Genomic DNA, 15,827 nt, shown 5'->3' with positions numbered 1-15,827 from the left:
ACGTTCCACGCCCCGGCACGGGCGGTCGCCACCACTGGCGGCCGCCCGTTCCTGCGTACGCCGGCCCTGACCGGGTGAGCGCGCTCCTCGCGTCCACCTGGGTCGGCGTACCGGTCTGGACGATCGTCCTGATCGGGGTGATCGTCCTGGCCGGGGCCTTCGTGCAGGCGACCATCGGGCTGGGACTGGGCCTGCTCGGTGCACCGCTGATCGCGCTGCTGGAGCCGCAGCTGGTCCCGACCCTGCTGCTGCTGCTCGCCGTGCCCATCTCGACCGCCGTGCTGGTGGTCGAGCGGCGCCACATCGACTGGCGGGTGATCGCGTGGGCGCTGCCCGCCCGGGTGCCCGGCACCCTGCTCGGCGTCTGGCTGGTGAGCACCATCGCCGGTCGCTGGCTCGGGGTCGCCGTCGCCGTGATGGTCCTGGTCGCGGTGGCACTGGCCCTGCACACCGTCGAGGTCCGGCAGACGCCCGCCACCCTCGTCGGAGCCGGCTTCGTCGCCGGCACGGCCGGCACCGCGGTGGCCGTCGGCGGGCCACCGATGGCCATCGTCATGGCGCACCGCCCGCCGCGGGAGGTGCGCGGCACGCTGTCGCTGTTCTTCGTCGTGGGCTCGGTGATGAGCGTCGTGTGGTTCGCGGTGGCGGGGGAGCTGCCCCGGTCCTCGATGGCCCTCGCGCTCGCCTACCTGCCGCTGCTCGCGGTGGCGTTCCCGCTGGGCAGCCTGGCCAACCACCGGCTGCCCCGCGAGCAGTTCCGGCGCGGGGTCCTGGCCCTGTGCGCGGTCTCGGCGGTCGTGCTCTTGGTGCGCTCGCTGGTCGGGTGAGTCCTCGCGCCTTCCGGCGCCCCCGTAGCCTGACGCGGTGAGCGAGACCGAGGCCGAGAACGACGACCGGACGGCACGCCGCTCGCCGGTCCTCCTGGTGCTGTCGGTCGTCGTGTCCCTGGTGCTGCTCGGAGGGGCGCTGGCCGCGCCGCTGATCGCCCGCGTCGCCGGCTACGAGGCCGCCGCGGTCGACCTGGGCGACGTACGGACCTGGAAGATCGAGGACACCCGGCACACCGACGACGACGTCGACTACCCGCAGACTCCGCCTGCCGGGGGACCGCACGCACCCGTCTGGCTCGACTGCGGGGTCTACGACGAGCCGGTGCGCGACGAGAACGCCGTGCACGACCTCGAGCACGGGACGGTGTGGATCACCCACGACCCGTCGCTGACCGGGCGCGACCTCGAGGAGCTGGCGGAGCAGCTGCCCGACAACGGCATCATGTCGCCGCGCGAGGACCTGCCCTCCCCGGTCGTGGTCACCGTGTGGGGAGCGCAGCTGGCGCTCGACGGGGCGCGCGACCCGCGGTTGCGCCTCTTCCTCGAGGAGTACGGCGACGGCCACACCGCGCCGGAGTTCGGCGTGACCTGCAACGGCGGCACCCCGGACCCGACCGGTGCGGTGCCGGAGCCGGGCATCGGGGCCTGAGCTCAGGGACGCACCGTCCGGTGGCCGGGGTGCACGCGGGTCATGTCAGCGGCGGGTGTCAGCGGGCGAGGAAGTCCAGCAGCGCCCGGTTGAACTCCGTCGCGTGGCTGACGTTGAGGCCGTGCGGCGCGCCCTCGACGACGACCAGCTCGGAGCCGGGGATCGCCTCGTGGGTGCGCCTGCCCGAGCCGTCGAAGGGCACGGTGGCGTCGCCGTCACCGTGGATGACCAGGGTGGGCACCGTGACCTTCGTGAGGTCGTCGCGGAAGTCCGTCGTACCGAACGCCTCCATGCAGCCCAGCGCGGCCTTCTGGTCGCTCTGGTGGCTCAGCCCGATGGCGTCCTGGCGCTGCTCCTCGGTGACCTTGAGCTCCCCGTCGACGGAGAAGAAGTCCTTCGTGAACCCGTCGAAGAAGCTCGTGCGGTCGTCCTCGAGGCCCTGCTCCATCTCGGCGGCCGCGTCCTTGGTCAGCGGTCCGTCCGGGTTGTCGTCGGTCTGGAGGAGGTACGGCGGGACGGCGGCGGCGAAGACCACCGAGTGGAGCCGCTCCTGGCCGTGCCTCGCGACGTACCGGGCGACCTCGCCGCCGCCCATCGAGAAGCCCACGAGCGTGACGTCGGTCAGCTCGAGCTCGGACAGCACGCCGTCGAGGTCGTCGGCGAGCGTGTCGTAGTCGTAGCCGCCGGAGGGCTTGTCGCTGCGGCCGAAGCCGCGGCGGTCGTAGGCGACGACGCGGTAGCCCGCGTCGCGCAGCGGGCCGACCTGCTCGCTCCACGACTCGGCCGACAGCGGCCAGCCGTGGATCAGGACGACCGGACGGCCGCTGCCGCCGGTGTCGTCCACGTGCACCTTCGTCTTGCCGAGCAGTCCGGAGCTGGCGGTGACCTCTGCCACGTCTGTTCCTCTCGTCGTGGCGCCCGGTCCGGGCGCCTGTCCAGCCAACGTAGGCACGCCCGGTGCGCGGGTGTTCCACCCGTGCGGGTGCCCGGCAGAAATCTCGCGGCGCCACCCCTCCGGATGCCCTGCTCGTGGCGTGTGGACGTGTGAGGCTTTCCCGGACCCAGGAGCACCCCCAATGACCATGCACGTGAAGGACCGGCTCGAGCGGCTCTCCGACGAGGCGCCGCGCGAGCTGGGCGCGCCCGCGGACCTCTGGCGTCGCGGTCGGCGGCGCCAGGCCCGCCAGTGGCTCGCCGGGGTGGGGGCGCTCGTCGTGGTCGCCGTGGTCGGGGGTGTCGTGGCGGACCCGGTGCTCGCGCCGGGACGCGTCGAGGTGGCGACCCCGTCGGCGGAGCTCCGGCTCCCGGACGTGTTCCGCCAGCCCGGTGCCTGGGAGCCCGCCTTCGACGGGCCGCCCGGGCCACTGGCCGCCGTCGGTCCCGGCGTCAGGGGTGGCCTGCTCACCGAGCGGAACGCCTGGTGGGGGGTCTCCGGCACGACGGGGGAGTCCCGCTTCCTCGACCTGCCCGACGCGGTCGTCGGGTCGGAGGCCGACCCGGCGCTGTCGGAGGACGGTCGGCAGCTCGCCTACTGGTACACCGGGGCGACCGCCGACGAACCGATCGTCCAGGGCGACGCGGAACCGGCCGTGGGCGTGGCCGTGCTCGACCTGGTCACGGGGGACGTCCAGCGCTGGGACACCGGGACCCCGCACGGCCTCATGACCGCCGGTCTGGTGTGGGCCGGAGAGGTGCTGTGGTGGGTCGGCGGGGACTTCTCCACGGGTGGCACGGACGAGGAACGCGATGGCCAGAGCTCGGCACGCCTGGTGGTGCACACGTGGGAGCCGAGGTCGGACGATCGCGGGACCCCGGAGGGCGTGGGAGTATCGATGTACGCGAGCGGCAGCGCGCCCGGTGGGGCGCTGGTGCCCGGGCGGGCCGGGTCGCTGCGCCTGCTCGTGGGGGACGAGGTCGCCCGCAGGATCTCGTTCGACCAGGACCTCCTGTTCCAGCAGAGCACAACCCCTGCCCTCAGCCCGTCGGGCCTGCTCGCCGGGGTGCTGCACGAGGACCCGTCCGTGTACGACGACGCCCCGCACCCGGTCCTGGTGGGAGAGGTGGACGCCGACACCGGCGCGGTCCTTCTCGCGCCGGTGGGAGACGTGCTGGCCTGGTCCGTGCTCGGCTGGCGGGGGCCGACCGAGGTGCTGGTCGACGCGACCGCCACGTCGGACGGCACGCAGCGCGTGATCGCGCAGGTCGTGGACGTCCGCTCGGGAGATGTCCTCGGGCCCCTCGCGGAGTTCCACGGCAACGTGCCCGACAGCTTCGCGTCCGGGGTCTGGTCCGCCGACGTGGTGGACGCGCCGGACGCACCCTTCGCCCCTGACCACCGGCTCGTCGGGCTCGCCCTCGCCGGGGCGGTCCTGCTGCTCGTCCGTGCGGGGCTGGCGGTGAGGCGTCGTCGTGACCGCTCCTGACTCGTTCGAGGCATTCGTGGTGGCCCGCCAGGCCGCGTTGCTGCGCACCGCCTACCTGCTGACCGGGCACGCCCAGGACGCGGAGGACCTCGTGCAGACGGCGCTGGTCAAGGTGGTGCCGCACTGGCGCAAGATCGCCGACGACCCCGAGCCCTACGTCCGCCGTGTCCTCGTGCGGGAGAACATCTCCCGCTGGCGGCGCCGGCGGTGGCGGGAGGTCACGTCCGACGCGCTGCCCGAGGTGCTCGCCGAGGCGTCCGACCACGACGAGCTGCTCTGGGTGCGCGCTGCCCTGGCCGGGCTCGCGCCGCGCCAGCGGGCAGTGGTGGTGCTGCGCTACTACGAGGACCGCACCGAGGCCGAGACGGCTGACCTGCTCGGCATCTCCGTCGGCACGGTCAAGTCGCATGCCCGCGATGCCCTGGCCCGGTTGCGCTCTGGGCTGGCGCGCGAGTCGGTCGAGCGGACCTGACACGCGGAGCGAGCGCCGGGTGCCTGCGTCGTACGGTGGCGTCATGCTCGTTGCCTTCTCGATCTCTCCGACGTCCAGCGACCCGAGCGGGTCGGTCACCGAGGCGGTCGCCGCCGCCGTGCGCGTGGTGCGCGAGTCCGGGCTGCCCCACCGGACCGACGCCATGTTCACCACCGTCGAGGGGGAGTGGGACGAGGTGATGGCCGTGGTCAAGCGGGCCGTCGACGTCGTCGCCGAGGCGTCCCCGCGGGTCGGCCTCGTGCTCAAGGCCGACATCCGGCCCGGGTACGACGGGCAGCTCACCGCCAAGGTCGAGCGCATCGAGGAGGCGCTGCGTGGAGAGTGAGGTGCGTTCCTACCGGACCGGTGGCGACGAGGTCGTCCTCGACCTGACCCCCGACGCCGCGTCCTTCGTGGACGGGCGGGGCGACGGTCTGCTCCACGTCTTCGTCCCGCACGCCACCGCCGGGCTGGCGATCCTGGAGACCGGTGCCGGATCGGACGACGACCTCCTCGCGGCCCTGGGTGACCTGCTCCCGGCCGACGACCGCTGGCGGCACCGGCACGGGTCGCCGGGGCACGGGCGCTCGCACGTGATGCCGGCCCTGGTGCCGCCGTACTGCTCCGTGCCCGTCCTCGGTGGCGAGCTCGCCCTCGGCACGTGGCAGAGCATCTGTCTGGTCGACCTCAACGTCGACAACACCGTCCGCGACGTGCGCTACTCGTTCCTGGCGGGATGAGGTCGTGGTCGAGGCGATCGAGCTGCGTGCCGCGACCGAGGACGACCACGAGGGCATCGACCGGGTGATCCGGGACGCCTTCGGGGCCGAGGACCCGGCCGGCGGCGAGAAGGTCGGGGCGTTGTGGCCGGACGTCCGCGCGAGCGGGCACGTGCTGGCCGAGGTGGTGGCCGTCGCGGAGGACCGCGTCGTCGGGCACGTCGGGGTCAGCCGCTGCTGGATCGATGCCCGACGCACGCTCGTCGACGCGGCGATGCTGAGCCCGCTCAGCACGGCGCCCGACGCGCAGGGACAGGGGATCGGCACGGCGCTCGTGACCGCGGCCGTGCGCGCGTCCGAGGAGCTCGGTGGGCCGGCGCTCCTCCTGGAGGGCAGCCCGGCGTTCTACGGCAGGCGGGGCTTCTCGCGCGGCAGCACGCACGGGTTGGAGGCGCCGTCACGGCGTACCCCGGATGCCGCCTTCCAGGTGGTGCTGCACGCGGGCTTCGAGGAGTGGATGGCCGGCCGCGTCGTCTACCCGGAGGTCTGGTGGCGCCATGACTCCGCGGGCCTGCGCGACCCCGACCTGGCGTTCCTCGAGGAGCTGTTGGCGCGCGAGTTTCCACCGCCCTCCTGAGCCACCCGTCGACCACAGGGTCGGTTCGGCACGGTCTCCCCGCCGGTGTGGTGCGGGACGCTGCCGCCCGGATTGCATCGAACAGGTGTTCGAGGGACGATGGTGCCCATGAGATCCGTCGCGCCCCCCGGCTGGCCCCGTGAGGTCCGCCCGCCGGACGCGCCGGACTGGGAGACCACCGCGGCGAGCTGGCTGCTGGACCTGTGCCCGGCGGAGTACCGGCGCTATCCCGGACTGCGCCGGCACGTCGTGGTGCTCGCCCGCTTCGCCGTGCTGCACGTCGAGGCCCAGCAGGCCGCCTGTCGTCGGGGCCTGAGCCAGATCCGGGCCGACCTCAAGGACGTGGCGTCCCTGGAGGTGGTCGATGCCGCCGTCCAGACCTTCCAGCTCGACGACGCCCGTCTCCAGTCGACCCGGCGGGCGGTCGGGCTCGTGGAGGAGGCGCTACGCGGACGCCGCTACGTCGCGCGGCTCTGACGACCGACCGGGCACCCAGCGGGGGAGCACGGCGGGCCACCAGCGCCTCAGGGTCCAGACGTACAGGATCGTGAGCGGCACCCAGCCCAGCAGTGCGTGGCCGAGCGGGTGGACCGTGCGCGGGAAGTCGAAGCCGCCCTGCCCGTCCGCCTCGCACACCGTCGGCACCTCACCGGCCAAGCACGGGGTCACCACATGGGGCACCACCGCGGCACCGGCGAGCACGACGAGGGGGCCGGCGACCAGCAGGACGCACTGCACCACCTCGGGGCGTGTGCGCGAAGCGGAGAGCACCAGCGCGGCGGAGGCGAGGGCCAGGACGAGGGCGACGGCCACCAGCACGGTGGGCAGGATCGGCAGGTCGGCCACCCGGTCGACCCGGGACGGGACGGACCCTGCCTCCGCAGCGTCGTCGCCGAGGTCCGGGAAGACGAAGCCAAGCAGCGCCACGGCCGTGCCTGCCGCGATCGCCGTCGCGGCGGCGAGCACGGTGAACGACACCGACACGCGCCCGGCCTGCAGGGCCCTCGTCCCCCGGGTAGCCATGGTCCCCATGGTGCCGCGGGTGACGCGTCCCTGTCATGCCCCAGGTCGGGCACCTGCCCGGTCCTCGTCGCTAGGGTCGCGATCATGCACACCTTCGCCGACGTGGCCGTCCTCGACAGCCGGGGGTGGCTGCTGATGCAGGAGCGCGACGAGCACGCGCCGCACGACCCCGAGCGCTGGGGACTCCCCGGTGGCGACCTCGAGGACGGGGAGGACTTCCGCGCCGCCGCCGTCCGGGAGCTGGCCGAGGAGACCGGGCTGGTCGTCGCGCCCGACGAGCTCGCGTCGCTCGGGACCACCCGCTTCCGCAGTGACTCGTGCGGGGGTGACGACGAGTTCGAGCTGTTCGCGGTCCGCCTGGACGTGACGGACGCCGACCTGGTGTGCGGGGAGGGACGGCGGGTGGTGTTCGTCGATCCGTCGACGATCGCCGCGCTGGACCTGCACCAGGGCACGGCGATGGTCCTCCCGCGCGTGCTGCGGTGGCGCGACGAGACGCCCGGCGACGGCTCCGCCCACCTCTTCGCCGGCGTGCTCCTCGTGGACCGTCGCGGCCGGCTGCTGCTGCAGGAACGCGACGAGCACCCGCGCATCGACCCCGAGAAGTGGGGACTGCCCGGCGGTCACCTCGATCCCGGCGAGGACTTCGCGCCGGGTGCGTACCGCGAGCTGGAGGAGGAGACGGGGGTCCGTCTCGCCCCCGGTGCGCTCGAGCTCTTCGGCGAGTTCGTCGTGGACCACCGGCACGCCTACGGCACCTTCGACCGGATGCAGGTCTTCGCCGCCGCGACCGACCTCGCCGACGCCGACATCGAGTGCCACGAGGGTCGCCGGATCGTCTTCGTCGAGCCCGAGCGGGCCCGCGGCCTCGACCTGAGCAGCGCGGCGGCCGACATCGTGCCGGCCTTCCTCGACTCCGACGTCTACCGACGCCTCACCCGACCCGTGCCCGACCCGACAGCGCAGGAGAACCCATGACCTTCACCGTGCACCCGGTCCCCGGCCCCGGCGCCGAGGACGTCGTCGTCGCCCCCGACGGGCACGTCTACACCGGCACCGAGGACGGCTCGATCTTCCGCCTCAGCCCCGACGGCCAACGCGTCGAGAGGGTCGCGCAGACCGGCGGTCGACCGCTGGGGCTCGAGCTCTTCGCCGACGGTGACCTGCTGGTCTGCGACGCCCACCGCGGCCTCCTGGTGGTGCACGTGGCGGACGGGACGGTCGAGACGCTCACCACGCAGGTCGACGGCGTCCCCATGCGCTTCTGCAACAACGCCGCCATCGCCGGCGACGGCACCATCTGGTTCAGCGACTCCTCCACCCGCTACGGCGTCGAGCAGTGGAAGGACGACTTCGTCCAGGACACCCGCACCGGCCGGCTGCTGCGCCGCGACCCGGACGGCACCGTCGTGGTCGTGCTCGACGGGCTCGCCTTCGCCAACGGGGTCGCGCTCAGCATCGACGAGCGGTTCGTCGCGGTCGCCGAGACCGGTGCGCGCACCGTCGTACGCCACTGGCTCGTCGGCCCGCGTGCCGGTGAGCGCGACCTGCTGGTGGACGACCTGCCCGGCTACCCCGACAACATCGCCCGTGGCAGCGACGGCCTGATCTGGGTGACCATCGCCAGCCCGGTGGACCCCTTGGTCGAGCGGCTGCAGAGGGCGCCGCTGCCCGTCCGCAAGGCGGTCACGATGATCCCCGAGCGCCTCCAGCCGAAGCCGAAGCGGACGATCCGGGTCCAGGCGTACGACGACCAGGGGGCGCTGGTCCACGACGTCGACCTGGACGAGCCCGGCTACCACATGGTGACCGGGGTGCGGGAGCACGCGGGACGGGTCTGGATGGGCAGCCTCCACGAGCCGGCCGTGGCGGTCCACGACGTGGGCTGACAGGGGCGTCGATAGACTGCGCGCCATGGGTCATCTCGAGTCGATCACGTCCCCGCAGGACCTCCGCGGGCTCAGCGACGAGCAGCTCACCGAGCTGGCGGCGGAGATCCGGGACCTGATGATCCGGACCGTGGCCACCAACAGCGGCCACCTCGGCCCCAACCTGGGCGTCGTCGAGCTCACGCTCGCGATCCACCGGGTCTTCGAGAGCCCGCACGACCGCGTCGTCTTCGACACCGGCCACCAGTCCTACGTCCACAAGCTCGTCACCGGTCGCCGGGAGGCCTTCGGCACGCTCCGCAAGGAGGGTGGCGTCAGCGGCTACCCGAGCCAGGCCGAGTCCGAGCACGACATCGTGGAGAACTCCCACGCCTCGACCGCCCTGTCGTACGCCGACGGGCTGGCCAAGGCCTACGCCATCCAGGGCCAGGACCGCCACGTCGTGGCGGTCATCGGCGACGGAGCCCTCACCGGCGGCATGGCCTGGGAGGCGCTCAACAACATCGCGATCAACCCCCAGAGCCGGCTCGTCATCGTGGTCAACGACAACGGCCGCTCCTACACCCCGACCATCGGCGGGCTGGCCACCGCGCTCACCACGCTGCGCACCGACCCGCAGTACGAACGCGTCCTCGAGGTCGTCAAGCGCCGGCTCAACGCCGTCCCCGGCATCGGCCACGCGGCGTACGACGCCCTGCACGCGGTCAAGAAGGGGATGAAGGACGCCCTCGCGCCCCAGGGCCTCTTCGAGGACCTCGGCCTCAAGTACGTCGGCCCCGTCGACGGCCACGACCGGGCGGCCATGGAGAACGCGCTGGGGCGCGCCAAGCGCTTCGGCGGGCCGGTCATCGTGCACGCGATCACCCGCAAGGGCTACGGCTACGACCCCGCCGAGCGGCACGAGGCCGACCAGTTCCACGCGCCCGGGCCCTTCGACGTCCAGACCGGCGCGGAGAAGCCCAAGGGACGCATCTGGACCGACCACTTCTCCGACGCGATCGTCGAGGTCGGGGAGCGCCGCAAGGACGTCGTGGCCATCACCGCAGCGATGATGCACCCGGTCGGGCTCGACACGTTCGCGGCGAGGTTCCCCGAGCGCACCTTCGACGTGGGCATCGCCGAGCAGCACGCGACCACGTCGGCCGCCGGCCTCGCCATGGGCGGGCTGCACCCGGTGTTCGCGGTCTACGCGACCTTCCTCAACCGTGCCTTCGACCAGGTCCTGATGGACTGTGCGCTGCACCGCTGCGGGGTCACCTTCGTGCTCGACCGCTCCGGCGTGACCGGTGACGACGGCGCCAGCCACAACGGCATGTGGGACATGTCGATCCTCCAGGTGGTGCCCGGCCTGCGCCTCGCCGCACCCCGTGACGTCACCCGGCTGCGGGAGCTGCTCGACGAGGCGGTCGACGTCTCCGACGCCCCGACCGTGGTGCGCTTCCCCAAGGGCCCGCCGCCCGAGGACATCGACACGATCGAGAAGGCCGGGGGCGCCGACGTGCTCGTGCGCACGGGTGAGCAGGACGTGCTGGTGGTGGCTGTCGGGTCCATGTGCACCGTCGCCGTCGACGTGGCCGCGCGGCTCACCGCCCAGGGCATCGGCGTCACCGTCGTCGACCCGCGGTGGGTCAAGCCGGTCGACCCCGCGATCGTCGAGCTGGCCCGCCGGCACAAGCTCGTCGTCAGCGTGGAGGACAACGGCCGTGTGGGCGGGTGCGGCGCGACGCTGCTCCAGACGCTCAACGACGCGGGCGTCACGACGCCGTTCCGGCTGCACGGCATCCCGCAGGAGTTCCTCGACCACGCCAAGCGCGACGTGATCCTGGCCCGCATCGGCCTCGACGCCCAGACCATCGCGCGGGGCATCGTCGAGGACGTGACGGCGCACGACGACGGCCGGGTGTCCGTGGACGCCCACCAGCCGGGCTGACGCGCCGGATGACTCGCCAGTAGCCGTCCGCGCTCGGTAGGTTGCCCGGATGAGCAGCCTCTTCCGGACGAAGTCTGTCGAGCAGTCCATCGCCGAGACCGAGGAGCCGGAGCACCGGCTCAAGAAGAACCTCGGCGCCCTCGACCTGACGATCTTCGGCGTCGGCGTCATCATCGGCGCCGGCATCTTCGTCTACACCGGCGTGGTGGCCGCCACCAACGCCGGCCCCGCCATCGCGATCTCCTTCGCCATCGCCGGCGCGGCCTGTGCGCTGGCCGCGCTCTGCTACGCCGAGTTCGCCTCCACCGTGCCGGTGGCCGGCTCGGCGTACACCTTCAGCTACGCGACGTTCGGTGAGCTGGTCGCCTGGATCATCGGCTGGGACCTGGTGCTGGAGTTCACCGTGGGTGCCTCGGCGCTGTCGGTGGGCTTCTCGGGCTACCTCCAGAACGTGCTGGAGGGCACGCCCTTCGAGGTCCCGGCGTCGATCGGCTCCGCCGCCGAGGGGGTGGTGGACCTGCCCGCGATGATCATCGCGCTGCTGGTGGCCGGGGTGCTCATCGGCGGCGTCAAGCTCTCGAGCCGGGTCAACCAGATCGTCGTGGCCATCAAGCTCGCCGTGGTCGCGCTGGTCATCGTCGTCGGCGTCACGTACGTCAACACCGCCAACTACAGCCCCTTCATCCCGCCGAGCGAGCCCACCGGCGGCGCCGAGGGCGGCTTCTGGAAGACCCCGCTCATCAGCAGCATCTTCGGCCTCGAGCCGGCGGTGTTCGGCGTCGCCGGCGTCATCGCCGGCGCCGCGATCGTGTTCTTCGCCTTCATCGGCTTCGACGTCGTCGCCACCACCGCGGAGGAGACCCGCAACCCCCAGAAGAACGTGCCGATCGGCATCCTCGGCTCGCTCGCGATCGTCACCGTGCTCTACATCGCGGTCTGCCTGGTGATCACGGGCATGCAGGACTACCGCGACATCGACCCCAACGACCCGGCGCCCCTCGCGACCGCCTTCGACAAGGTCGGCGTGGAGTGGATCGGCAACATCATCGCCGTCGGCGCCACCATCGGGCTGACCGTCGTCGTGCTCATCCTGATGCTGGGCCAGACCCGGGTGGCCTTCGCGATGGCCCGCGACGGCCTGCTGCCCCCGGCCCTCGCCAAGGTGCACCCGCGCTTCGGCACGCCGTACGTCATGACGGCCATCACCGGCACCGGCGTCGCCCTGCTGGCGGGCTTCGTCGACTTCGCGACGCTGGGTGACCTGGTGAGCATCGGCACCCTGTTCGCGTTCATGCTCGTCTCGGTCGGCGTGCTGGTGCTGCGGCGCACCCGCCCGGACCTGCCGCGGGCCTTCCGCACCCCTGCGGTGTACGTCGTGGCGACGCTGTCGGTGCTGCTGTGCGGCTACCTGATGCTCAACCTGATCGGCGAGACGTGGGTGCGGTTCTTCATCTGGATGGCCATCGGGTTGGTCGTCTACGCCGCCTACGGGCGCACCCACAGCCGGCTCGCGCGCGCCGAGCGGGCATCGGAGCGCGCGAGCAGCTGAGGACCTGGTCGCCCGGTCCGGTCGGACCGCCCCTCACCAGCCCTCGGAGATCGGCAGGACGAGTCCGTCCTCGACGGAGGCCGGACGCCCGACCGCGAGGGTGCAGGCGCCGGTGGCGACCTCGCAGGTGAGGAGGTCCGGGGTCGTCGACTCCATCGTCGCCAGCCCGAGGCCGGCGTAGGTGTCCTCGTCCAGCCACCGGTAACCCACCAGGAACGCGTAGCCACCCTCGTCGAACGGCAGCCGCCGGCCGTCTGCGGTGTCGTAGACGTGGTTGACGTCGGCGGTCTCGGAGATCAGGTGCCCCCCGTCGGGGGAGAGCCGACCGCCCCAGACGGGGAGGACCCGTCCGGTGCGCAGGTCGGTGCCGACCCGGAACTCCTCGGTCTTGGCCGCCGGCGTGCCGCCGCGCACGTGGTAGGCGAACACGCCGTTCTGGACGTCCACGACCTCCACCTCGGCGCCGTCGGGGCCGGCGACCAGGGACGTCCCTCCCGACCCGAAGGGGTCCCAGGCGAGCACGCCGCGCCGGTCGCTGACGTAGACCGTGCGCCCGTCCACGGCGGCGACCTGGGCGGCGCCGCCGAGCTCGCGCTCGACCCCCGCGACGACGGTCCGGCCCGGCCAGCTCGCCAACGCGACCTCGACGGTCGTGCCCTCCGACACGTCCAGGGCGGCGATGCTCCCGCCGTCGCTCGCGTCGACCCACGCCACCAGGTCACCGTCGGTCTGGAAGCGAGGGTGCTCGCCGTCGGCAAGGCGTCCGACCCGGTCGGTCCCCTCCCCGGAGACGACGAGGACGTCTCCGGCCGCATCGCTCACGACGTACCCGCTCTCGGTCTGGACGAGCGCGCGGATCCTGACGCCCGTGTCGATCACGGTGTCGCCGTCGTGGATGGACGTCCCCACGGCGTAGACGAGAGGTTCCGCCCGGGGCTGGACCGCGACCGTGGAGCCGGGCTCGCGGTCCGGGAGCACTGCCGGGACGGCGAGGGCGCCCACCACTGCCACGGAAGCCGCCACGGCCGCGATCACCCCCACGCGTCCTCGGCGGGCCCGACGTTCACCGTCGCGGACCATGGCGGCCACGTCGAGGTCGGGCGCGGCCAGGGAGTCGGCACGGTCGTGCAGGACGTCCTCGAGGATTCCGGTCATCGGGTCACCGCCATCAGGTCGTGGGGGAGCAGCTCGAGGTGCTCGCCGCCGTGGGAGTCGAGGGTCGTACGGAGGGTGGCCAGGGCCGCGTGCACCTGGCTCTTGACGGTGCCGACGGCGCAGCCCATCGCCGCGGCCGTCTGAGCCTCGGTGAGGTCCTCGTAGTAACGCAGCACGACGGCGGCCCGCTGGCGCGGCGGCAGGGCCTGCAGCGCGGCCCACACCCAGTCGCGGCGGGCCTGGTCGTCGGCCATCCCCGCCGCGGACTCCTCGGTGGACCGCTCCGGGATGGTGTCGCTGGGACGCTCCTGCCAGGACTTGCGGCGGTACCAGGAGATCGCGGTCGTGGTGATCACCTTGCGGGTGTACGCCTCGGCCCTGGCCGGGTCACGCAGCGTGGGCCACGCGACGTACGTCTTGGTGAGGGCCTCCTGCAGGAGGTCCTGGGCGAGCTGCCGCTCGCCGACCATGAGGTACGCCGAACGGTGCAGGGCGGCGGACCGGGCGGCCACGAACTCGGCGAAGGCCGCCGGATCGCGTCGGGACATCGGGGCTCCTGGGGGAGTCGTCGGGGTGGGTCACCCGACATGACGACCCGACTGTGCCAAAAGGTTCGGGGACGACGGGAGAGGGGTGCCGGACCGCCCGGTCCGACACCCCTCGCCCCCTGGTCGTGCTACTTCAGCTGGAAGCTGGCGGACACGCTGGAGCCGTCGGCCGTCGTGGTGCTGACGGAGTAGCAGGCGCCTGCCTTCTTGGGCGTCTGCCAGTTCTGGACGAACTGGCCGCCCGTCGCGTCGTACCGGAAGCTCGTGCCACCGGTCGTGGTCAGCTCGACGTCGTCGGTGGGCGTGCTCGCGCCCGGGCAGGTGATGCCCTTGACCGAGAACACCGCTGCCACCGCACTGGTGCTGGTGAGCTCCGTGGAGCCGGCGAAGACCTCGAACTTGAGCGGCACGGTCGAGCCGTTCTTGACGGTGTTGAGCACGCCGTTCATGTCGACGGGCTTGTAGAAGCCGCCGATGGTCCAGGCGCGGACCGTGTAGGTGCTGCGCAGGGCGGACTCGTTGCCGGCCACGTCGGTCGCGGTGGCCGTGACCGTGTGCGTGCCGACCGAGGTGAGGTGGCCGGTGACCGAGCACCCGCCGGAGAGCCCGGACAGCTGGTCGGACGCCGTGCACCCGGGCGCCGAGGGCACCGACCCGAAGTAGAACGAGGCCCCGTCGGCGATCGGAGCCGTCCAGGACACGGTGGGAGCGGTCTTGTCGACGTCGACGTCACTCACCTGGCCCGAGGCCGTGTTGCCGGCGAGGTCGGTGCACGTGCCCGAGGCGGACTGGTCGGCACCCTCTCCCAGCACGGTCGACCCGCCCTCGTCGGTGGGACCCGAGAGTTCGTCGGTGCAGGTCCAGGCGACGGTGACGTCACCGTTGTTCCAGCCGGCGGCGTTGGCGGCGGGGTTGCGGCCGATCGAGATCGCCGGTGCGGTGAGGTCGACGGCGATGCCGTCGACCGTGTCGCTGGCGGAGTGGCCGGCACGGTCCGTGCACGTACCGGTCAGGGACAGCGAGGCGCCCTCGCCGGCGGTGGTCCCCGAGACGGTCTCCGACAGGACCCCGGTGCCGGCGTCGGCGCAGGCCCACGTCGCGGTCACGGGGCTGCTGTTCCAGCCGGCCCCGTTGGCCGCCGGCAGCACCGAGACACGCTCGATCGTCGGGGCCAGTGTGTCGGCCGTGGAGTACGACGCGGACGCGCTGGAGGTGAGTCCGCCGCGGTCGGTGTAGCTGCACGTGGCGGTGGTGGTGCCGATGCCGAGTGCGTCGAGCACCGGGGTCACCGTGGGCGACGCGGACTCTCCGCTGTCCTCGGCGTCCTGCACCGAGCAGCCCGGGGTGGGCAGGGTGTCGACGCCGAGCTCGTAGCTCGCACCGTCGGCGAAGCCGGTCACTCCGACGACGGGCGGCGTGTTGGTGGCGACGGGAGCGGAGACCGTCACCGCGAAGGTGGCCGGGGCGACGTTGAAGGTGCCCTGGGAGCTGTTGGCGGTCTGCCTGAGCGTGATCGTGGCACTGCCCGCGGCGTGCGGGGTGACCGTGACGGTCTTCACCTCTCCGCAGGACGCGAACGTCACCGAGGCCGGCGAGACGGTCGCGGCGGCGGCGTTCGAGGTGTTGAGCTCGAAGGTCGCGGTCGTCTGGGCCGTCAGGTTGCAGCCCGACTTGCCGTCGCCGTTGGCCGGTGCGACGACGAGCGTGGTGCTCCCATTGACGCCTCCGGCGGTGAGCGACATCTGCTCGGCCGCGGCGTCGACGCTGGCGTCGATGGTGTTGGCGACGTCGTCGGCGTACGCCGCGGTCGTCGTGGCGGCAGCGAGGAGGACCCCCACTGCCGATGTCGCGAGGACGCGACGGATTCGTACGTGCATGTGGGCCCCCCGGCCTCGGTGTGGCGTCCTGGTGACGGCACTCCTCGCGACCGTAGGCCTGTCAGGAGATCCTGGGCAGGGTCCTAACGGGTGTCTCCGGCTGACCCGGAATGACCATGCCGGGCA

The 15,827-nt window shown here is 72.8% G+C and carries 17 protein-coding genes; 12 read left to right on the top strand and 5 right to left on the bottom strand.

From position 1 onward, the window contains the following. Positions 1-74 precede the first annotated feature (74 nt). Positions 75-827, top strand: a complete 753-nt coding sequence (locus ASG94_RS00515) for a sulfite exporter TauE/SafE family protein (protein WP_056924504.1) — start codon at positions 75-77, stop codon at positions 825-827. Between the two features lie 37 nt (positions 828-864). Further along, entirely contained in the window at positions 865-1,479 is a 615-nt protein-coding gene (locus ASG94_RS00510) for a DUF3105 domain-containing protein (protein ID WP_056924503.1), read from the top strand. 58 nt (positions 1,480-1,537) lie between these two features. Here the strand turns inward: ASG94_RS00510 and ASG94_RS00505 are convergent, their stop codons facing one another. After that, the gene (locus ASG94_RS00505) at positions 1,538-2,374 is read right to left on the bottom strand and encodes an alpha/beta fold hydrolase (protein WP_056924502.1); all 837 of its coding nucleotides are present in this window, start codon (positions 2,372-2,374) and stop codon (positions 1,538-1,540) included. Positions 2,375-2,555: 181 nt separating this feature from the next. Between ASG94_RS00505 and ASG94_RS00500 the strand changes: the two genes are divergently transcribed. From ASG94_RS00500 to ASG94_RS00475, 6 genes are all read left to right on the top strand, one after another. Continuing rightward, positions 2,556-3,902 (top strand): hypothetical protein, encoded by a 1,347-nt coding sequence (locus ASG94_RS00500; protein WP_056924501.1) that lies wholly within the window; start codon positions 2,556-2,558, stop codon positions 3,900-3,902. Beyond that, positions 3,889-4,374 (top strand): SigE family RNA polymerase sigma factor, encoded by a 486-nt coding sequence (locus tag ASG94_RS00495; protein WP_056924500.1) that lies wholly within the window; start codon positions 3,889-3,891, stop codon positions 4,372-4,374. The genes ASG94_RS00500 and ASG94_RS00495 overlap by 14 nt, the downstream gene beginning before the upstream one ends. A gap of 43 nt (positions 4,375-4,417) precedes the next feature. Then, positions 4,418-4,720: a thiamine-binding protein gene (locus ASG94_RS00490; RefSeq protein WP_056926191.1), complete on the top strand. Its 303-nt coding sequence runs from the start codon at positions 4,418-4,420 to the stop codon at positions 4,718-4,720. Continuing rightward, positions 4,710-5,114, top strand: a complete 405-nt coding sequence (locus tag ASG94_RS00485; protein WP_056924499.1) for a YjbQ family protein — start codon at positions 4,710-4,712, stop codon at positions 5,112-5,114. The genes ASG94_RS00490 and ASG94_RS00485 overlap by 11 nt, the downstream gene beginning before the upstream one ends. A 4-nt stretch (positions 5,115-5,118) precedes the next feature. Beyond that, a complete protein-coding gene (locus ASG94_RS00480) occupies positions 5,119-5,730 on the top strand; it encodes a GNAT family N-acetyltransferase (RefSeq protein WP_056924498.1) in 612 nt (203 codons plus the stop codon). Between the two features lie 108 nt (positions 5,731-5,838). Next, on the top strand, positions 5,839-6,207 hold the full coding sequence (locus tag ASG94_RS00475; protein ID WP_056926190.1) for a hypothetical protein: 369 nt from the start codon (positions 5,839-5,841) through the stop codon (positions 6,205-6,207). Here the strand turns inward: ASG94_RS00475 and ASG94_RS00470 are convergent. Then, complete coding sequence (locus ASG94_RS00470) at positions 6,175-6,753, bottom strand: hypothetical protein (protein WP_156411364.1); 579 nt, start codon at positions 6,751-6,753, stop codon at positions 6,175-6,177. The genes ASG94_RS00475 and ASG94_RS00470 overlap by 33 nt on opposite strands. Before the next feature lie 84 nt (positions 6,754-6,837). Between ASG94_RS00470 and ASG94_RS22285 the strand changes: the two genes are divergently transcribed. The 4 genes from ASG94_RS22285 to ASG94_RS00450 are packed head-to-tail and all read left to right on the top strand — an operon-like array spanning position 6,838 to position 12,121. Then, on the top strand, positions 6,838-7,731 hold the full coding sequence (locus ASG94_RS22285; RefSeq protein WP_082623842.1) for an NUDIX domain-containing protein: 894 nt from the start codon (positions 6,838-6,840) through the stop codon (positions 7,729-7,731). Next, complete coding sequence (locus ASG94_RS00460; RefSeq protein ID WP_056924496.1) at positions 7,728-8,642, top strand: SMP-30/gluconolactonase/LRE family protein; 915 nt, start codon at positions 7,728-7,730, stop codon at positions 8,640-8,642. Before ASG94_RS22285 ends, ASG94_RS00460 begins: the two co-directional genes overlap by 4 nt. A gap of 25 nt (positions 8,643-8,667) precedes the next feature. Further along, positions 8,668-10,572 (top strand): 1-deoxy-D-xylulose-5-phosphate synthase, encoded by a 1,905-nt coding sequence (gene dxs / locus ASG94_RS00455; RefSeq protein WP_056924495.1) that lies wholly within the window; start codon positions 8,668-8,670, stop codon positions 10,570-10,572. A gap of 49 nt (positions 10,573-10,621) precedes the next feature. After that, positions 10,622-12,121 (top strand): amino acid permease, encoded by a 1,500-nt coding sequence (locus ASG94_RS00450; protein WP_056924494.1) that lies wholly within the window; start codon positions 10,622-10,624, stop codon positions 12,119-12,121. A 33-nt stretch (positions 12,122-12,154) separates the two neighbouring features. Here ASG94_RS00450 and ASG94_RS00445 read toward each other — a convergent pair whose 3' ends face one another. The 3 genes from ASG94_RS00445 to ASG94_RS00435 form a co-directional block, all read right to left on the bottom strand. Then, positions 12,155-13,276 carry a hypothetical protein gene (locus ASG94_RS00445; RefSeq protein WP_056924493.1) on the bottom strand — a complete coding sequence of 374 codons (1,122 nt, stop codon included), beginning with the start codon at positions 13,274-13,276 and terminating at the stop codon, positions 12,155-12,157. Further along, positions 13,273-13,824: a SigE family RNA polymerase sigma factor gene (locus ASG94_RS00440; protein WP_082623841.1), complete on the bottom strand. Its 552-nt coding sequence runs from the start codon at positions 13,822-13,824 to the stop codon at positions 13,273-13,275. Before ASG94_RS00440 ends, ASG94_RS00445 begins: the two co-directional genes overlap by 4 nt. Before the next feature lie 128 nt (positions 13,825-13,952). Further along, positions 13,953-15,701 (bottom strand): PxKF domain-containing protein, encoded by a 1,749-nt coding sequence (locus ASG94_RS00435; protein ID WP_156411363.1) that lies wholly within the window; start codon positions 15,699-15,701, stop codon positions 13,953-13,955. Between the last annotated feature and the right edge of the window lie 126 nt (positions 15,702-15,827).

It is taken from the genome of Nocardioides sp. Soil805 (assembly GCF_001429625.1).
GTDB lineage: Bacteria > Actinomycetota > Actinomycetes > Propionibacteriales > Nocardioidaceae > Nocardioides.
This window is presented reverse-complemented; position numbering and strand designations above follow the sequence as displayed.

Bases quoted from the DNA above. Each gene is read 5' to 3' on its own strand.
- ASG94_RS00445 (WP_056924493.1), bottom strand. From the start codon at position 13,276: ATGACCGGAATCCTCGAGGACGTCCTGCACGACCGTGCCGACTCCCTG.
- ASG94_RS00490 (WP_056926191.1), top strand. From the start codon at position 4,418: ATGCTCGTTGCCTTCTCGATCTCTCCGACGTCCAGCGACCCGAGCGGG.
- dxs (WP_056924495.1), top strand. From the start codon at position 8,668: ATGGGTCATCTCGAGTCGATCACGTCCCCGCAGGACCTCCGCGGGCTC.
- ASG94_RS00475 (WP_056926190.1), top strand. From the start codon at position 5,839: ATGAGATCCGTCGCGCCCCCCGGCTGGCCCCGTGAGGTCCGCCCGCCG.
- ASG94_RS00450 (WP_056924494.1), top strand. From the start codon at position 10,622: ATGAGCAGCCTCTTCCGGACGAAGTCTGTCGAGCAGTCCATCGCCGAG.
- ASG94_RS00470 (WP_156411364.1), bottom strand. From the start codon at position 6,753: ATGGCTACCCGGGGGACGAGGGCCCTGCAGGCCGGGCGCGTGTCGGTG.
- ASG94_RS00500 (WP_056924501.1), top strand. From the start codon at position 2,556: ATGACCATGCACGTGAAGGACCGGCTCGAGCGGCTCTCCGACGAGGCG.
- ASG94_RS00460 (WP_056924496.1), top strand. From the start codon at position 7,728: ATGACCTTCACCGTGCACCCGGTCCCCGGCCCCGGCGCCGAGGACGTC.
- ASG94_RS22285 (WP_082623842.1), top strand. From the start codon at position 6,838: ATGCACACCTTCGCCGACGTGGCCGTCCTCGACAGCCGGGGGTGGCTG.
- ASG94_RS00435 (WP_156411363.1), bottom strand. From the start codon at position 15,701: ATGCACGTACGAATCCGTCGCGTCCTCGCGACATCGGCAGTGGGGGTC.
- ASG94_RS00440 (WP_082623841.1), bottom strand. From the start codon at position 13,824: ATGTCCCGACGCGATCCGGCGGCCTTCGCCGAGTTCGTGGCCGCCCGG.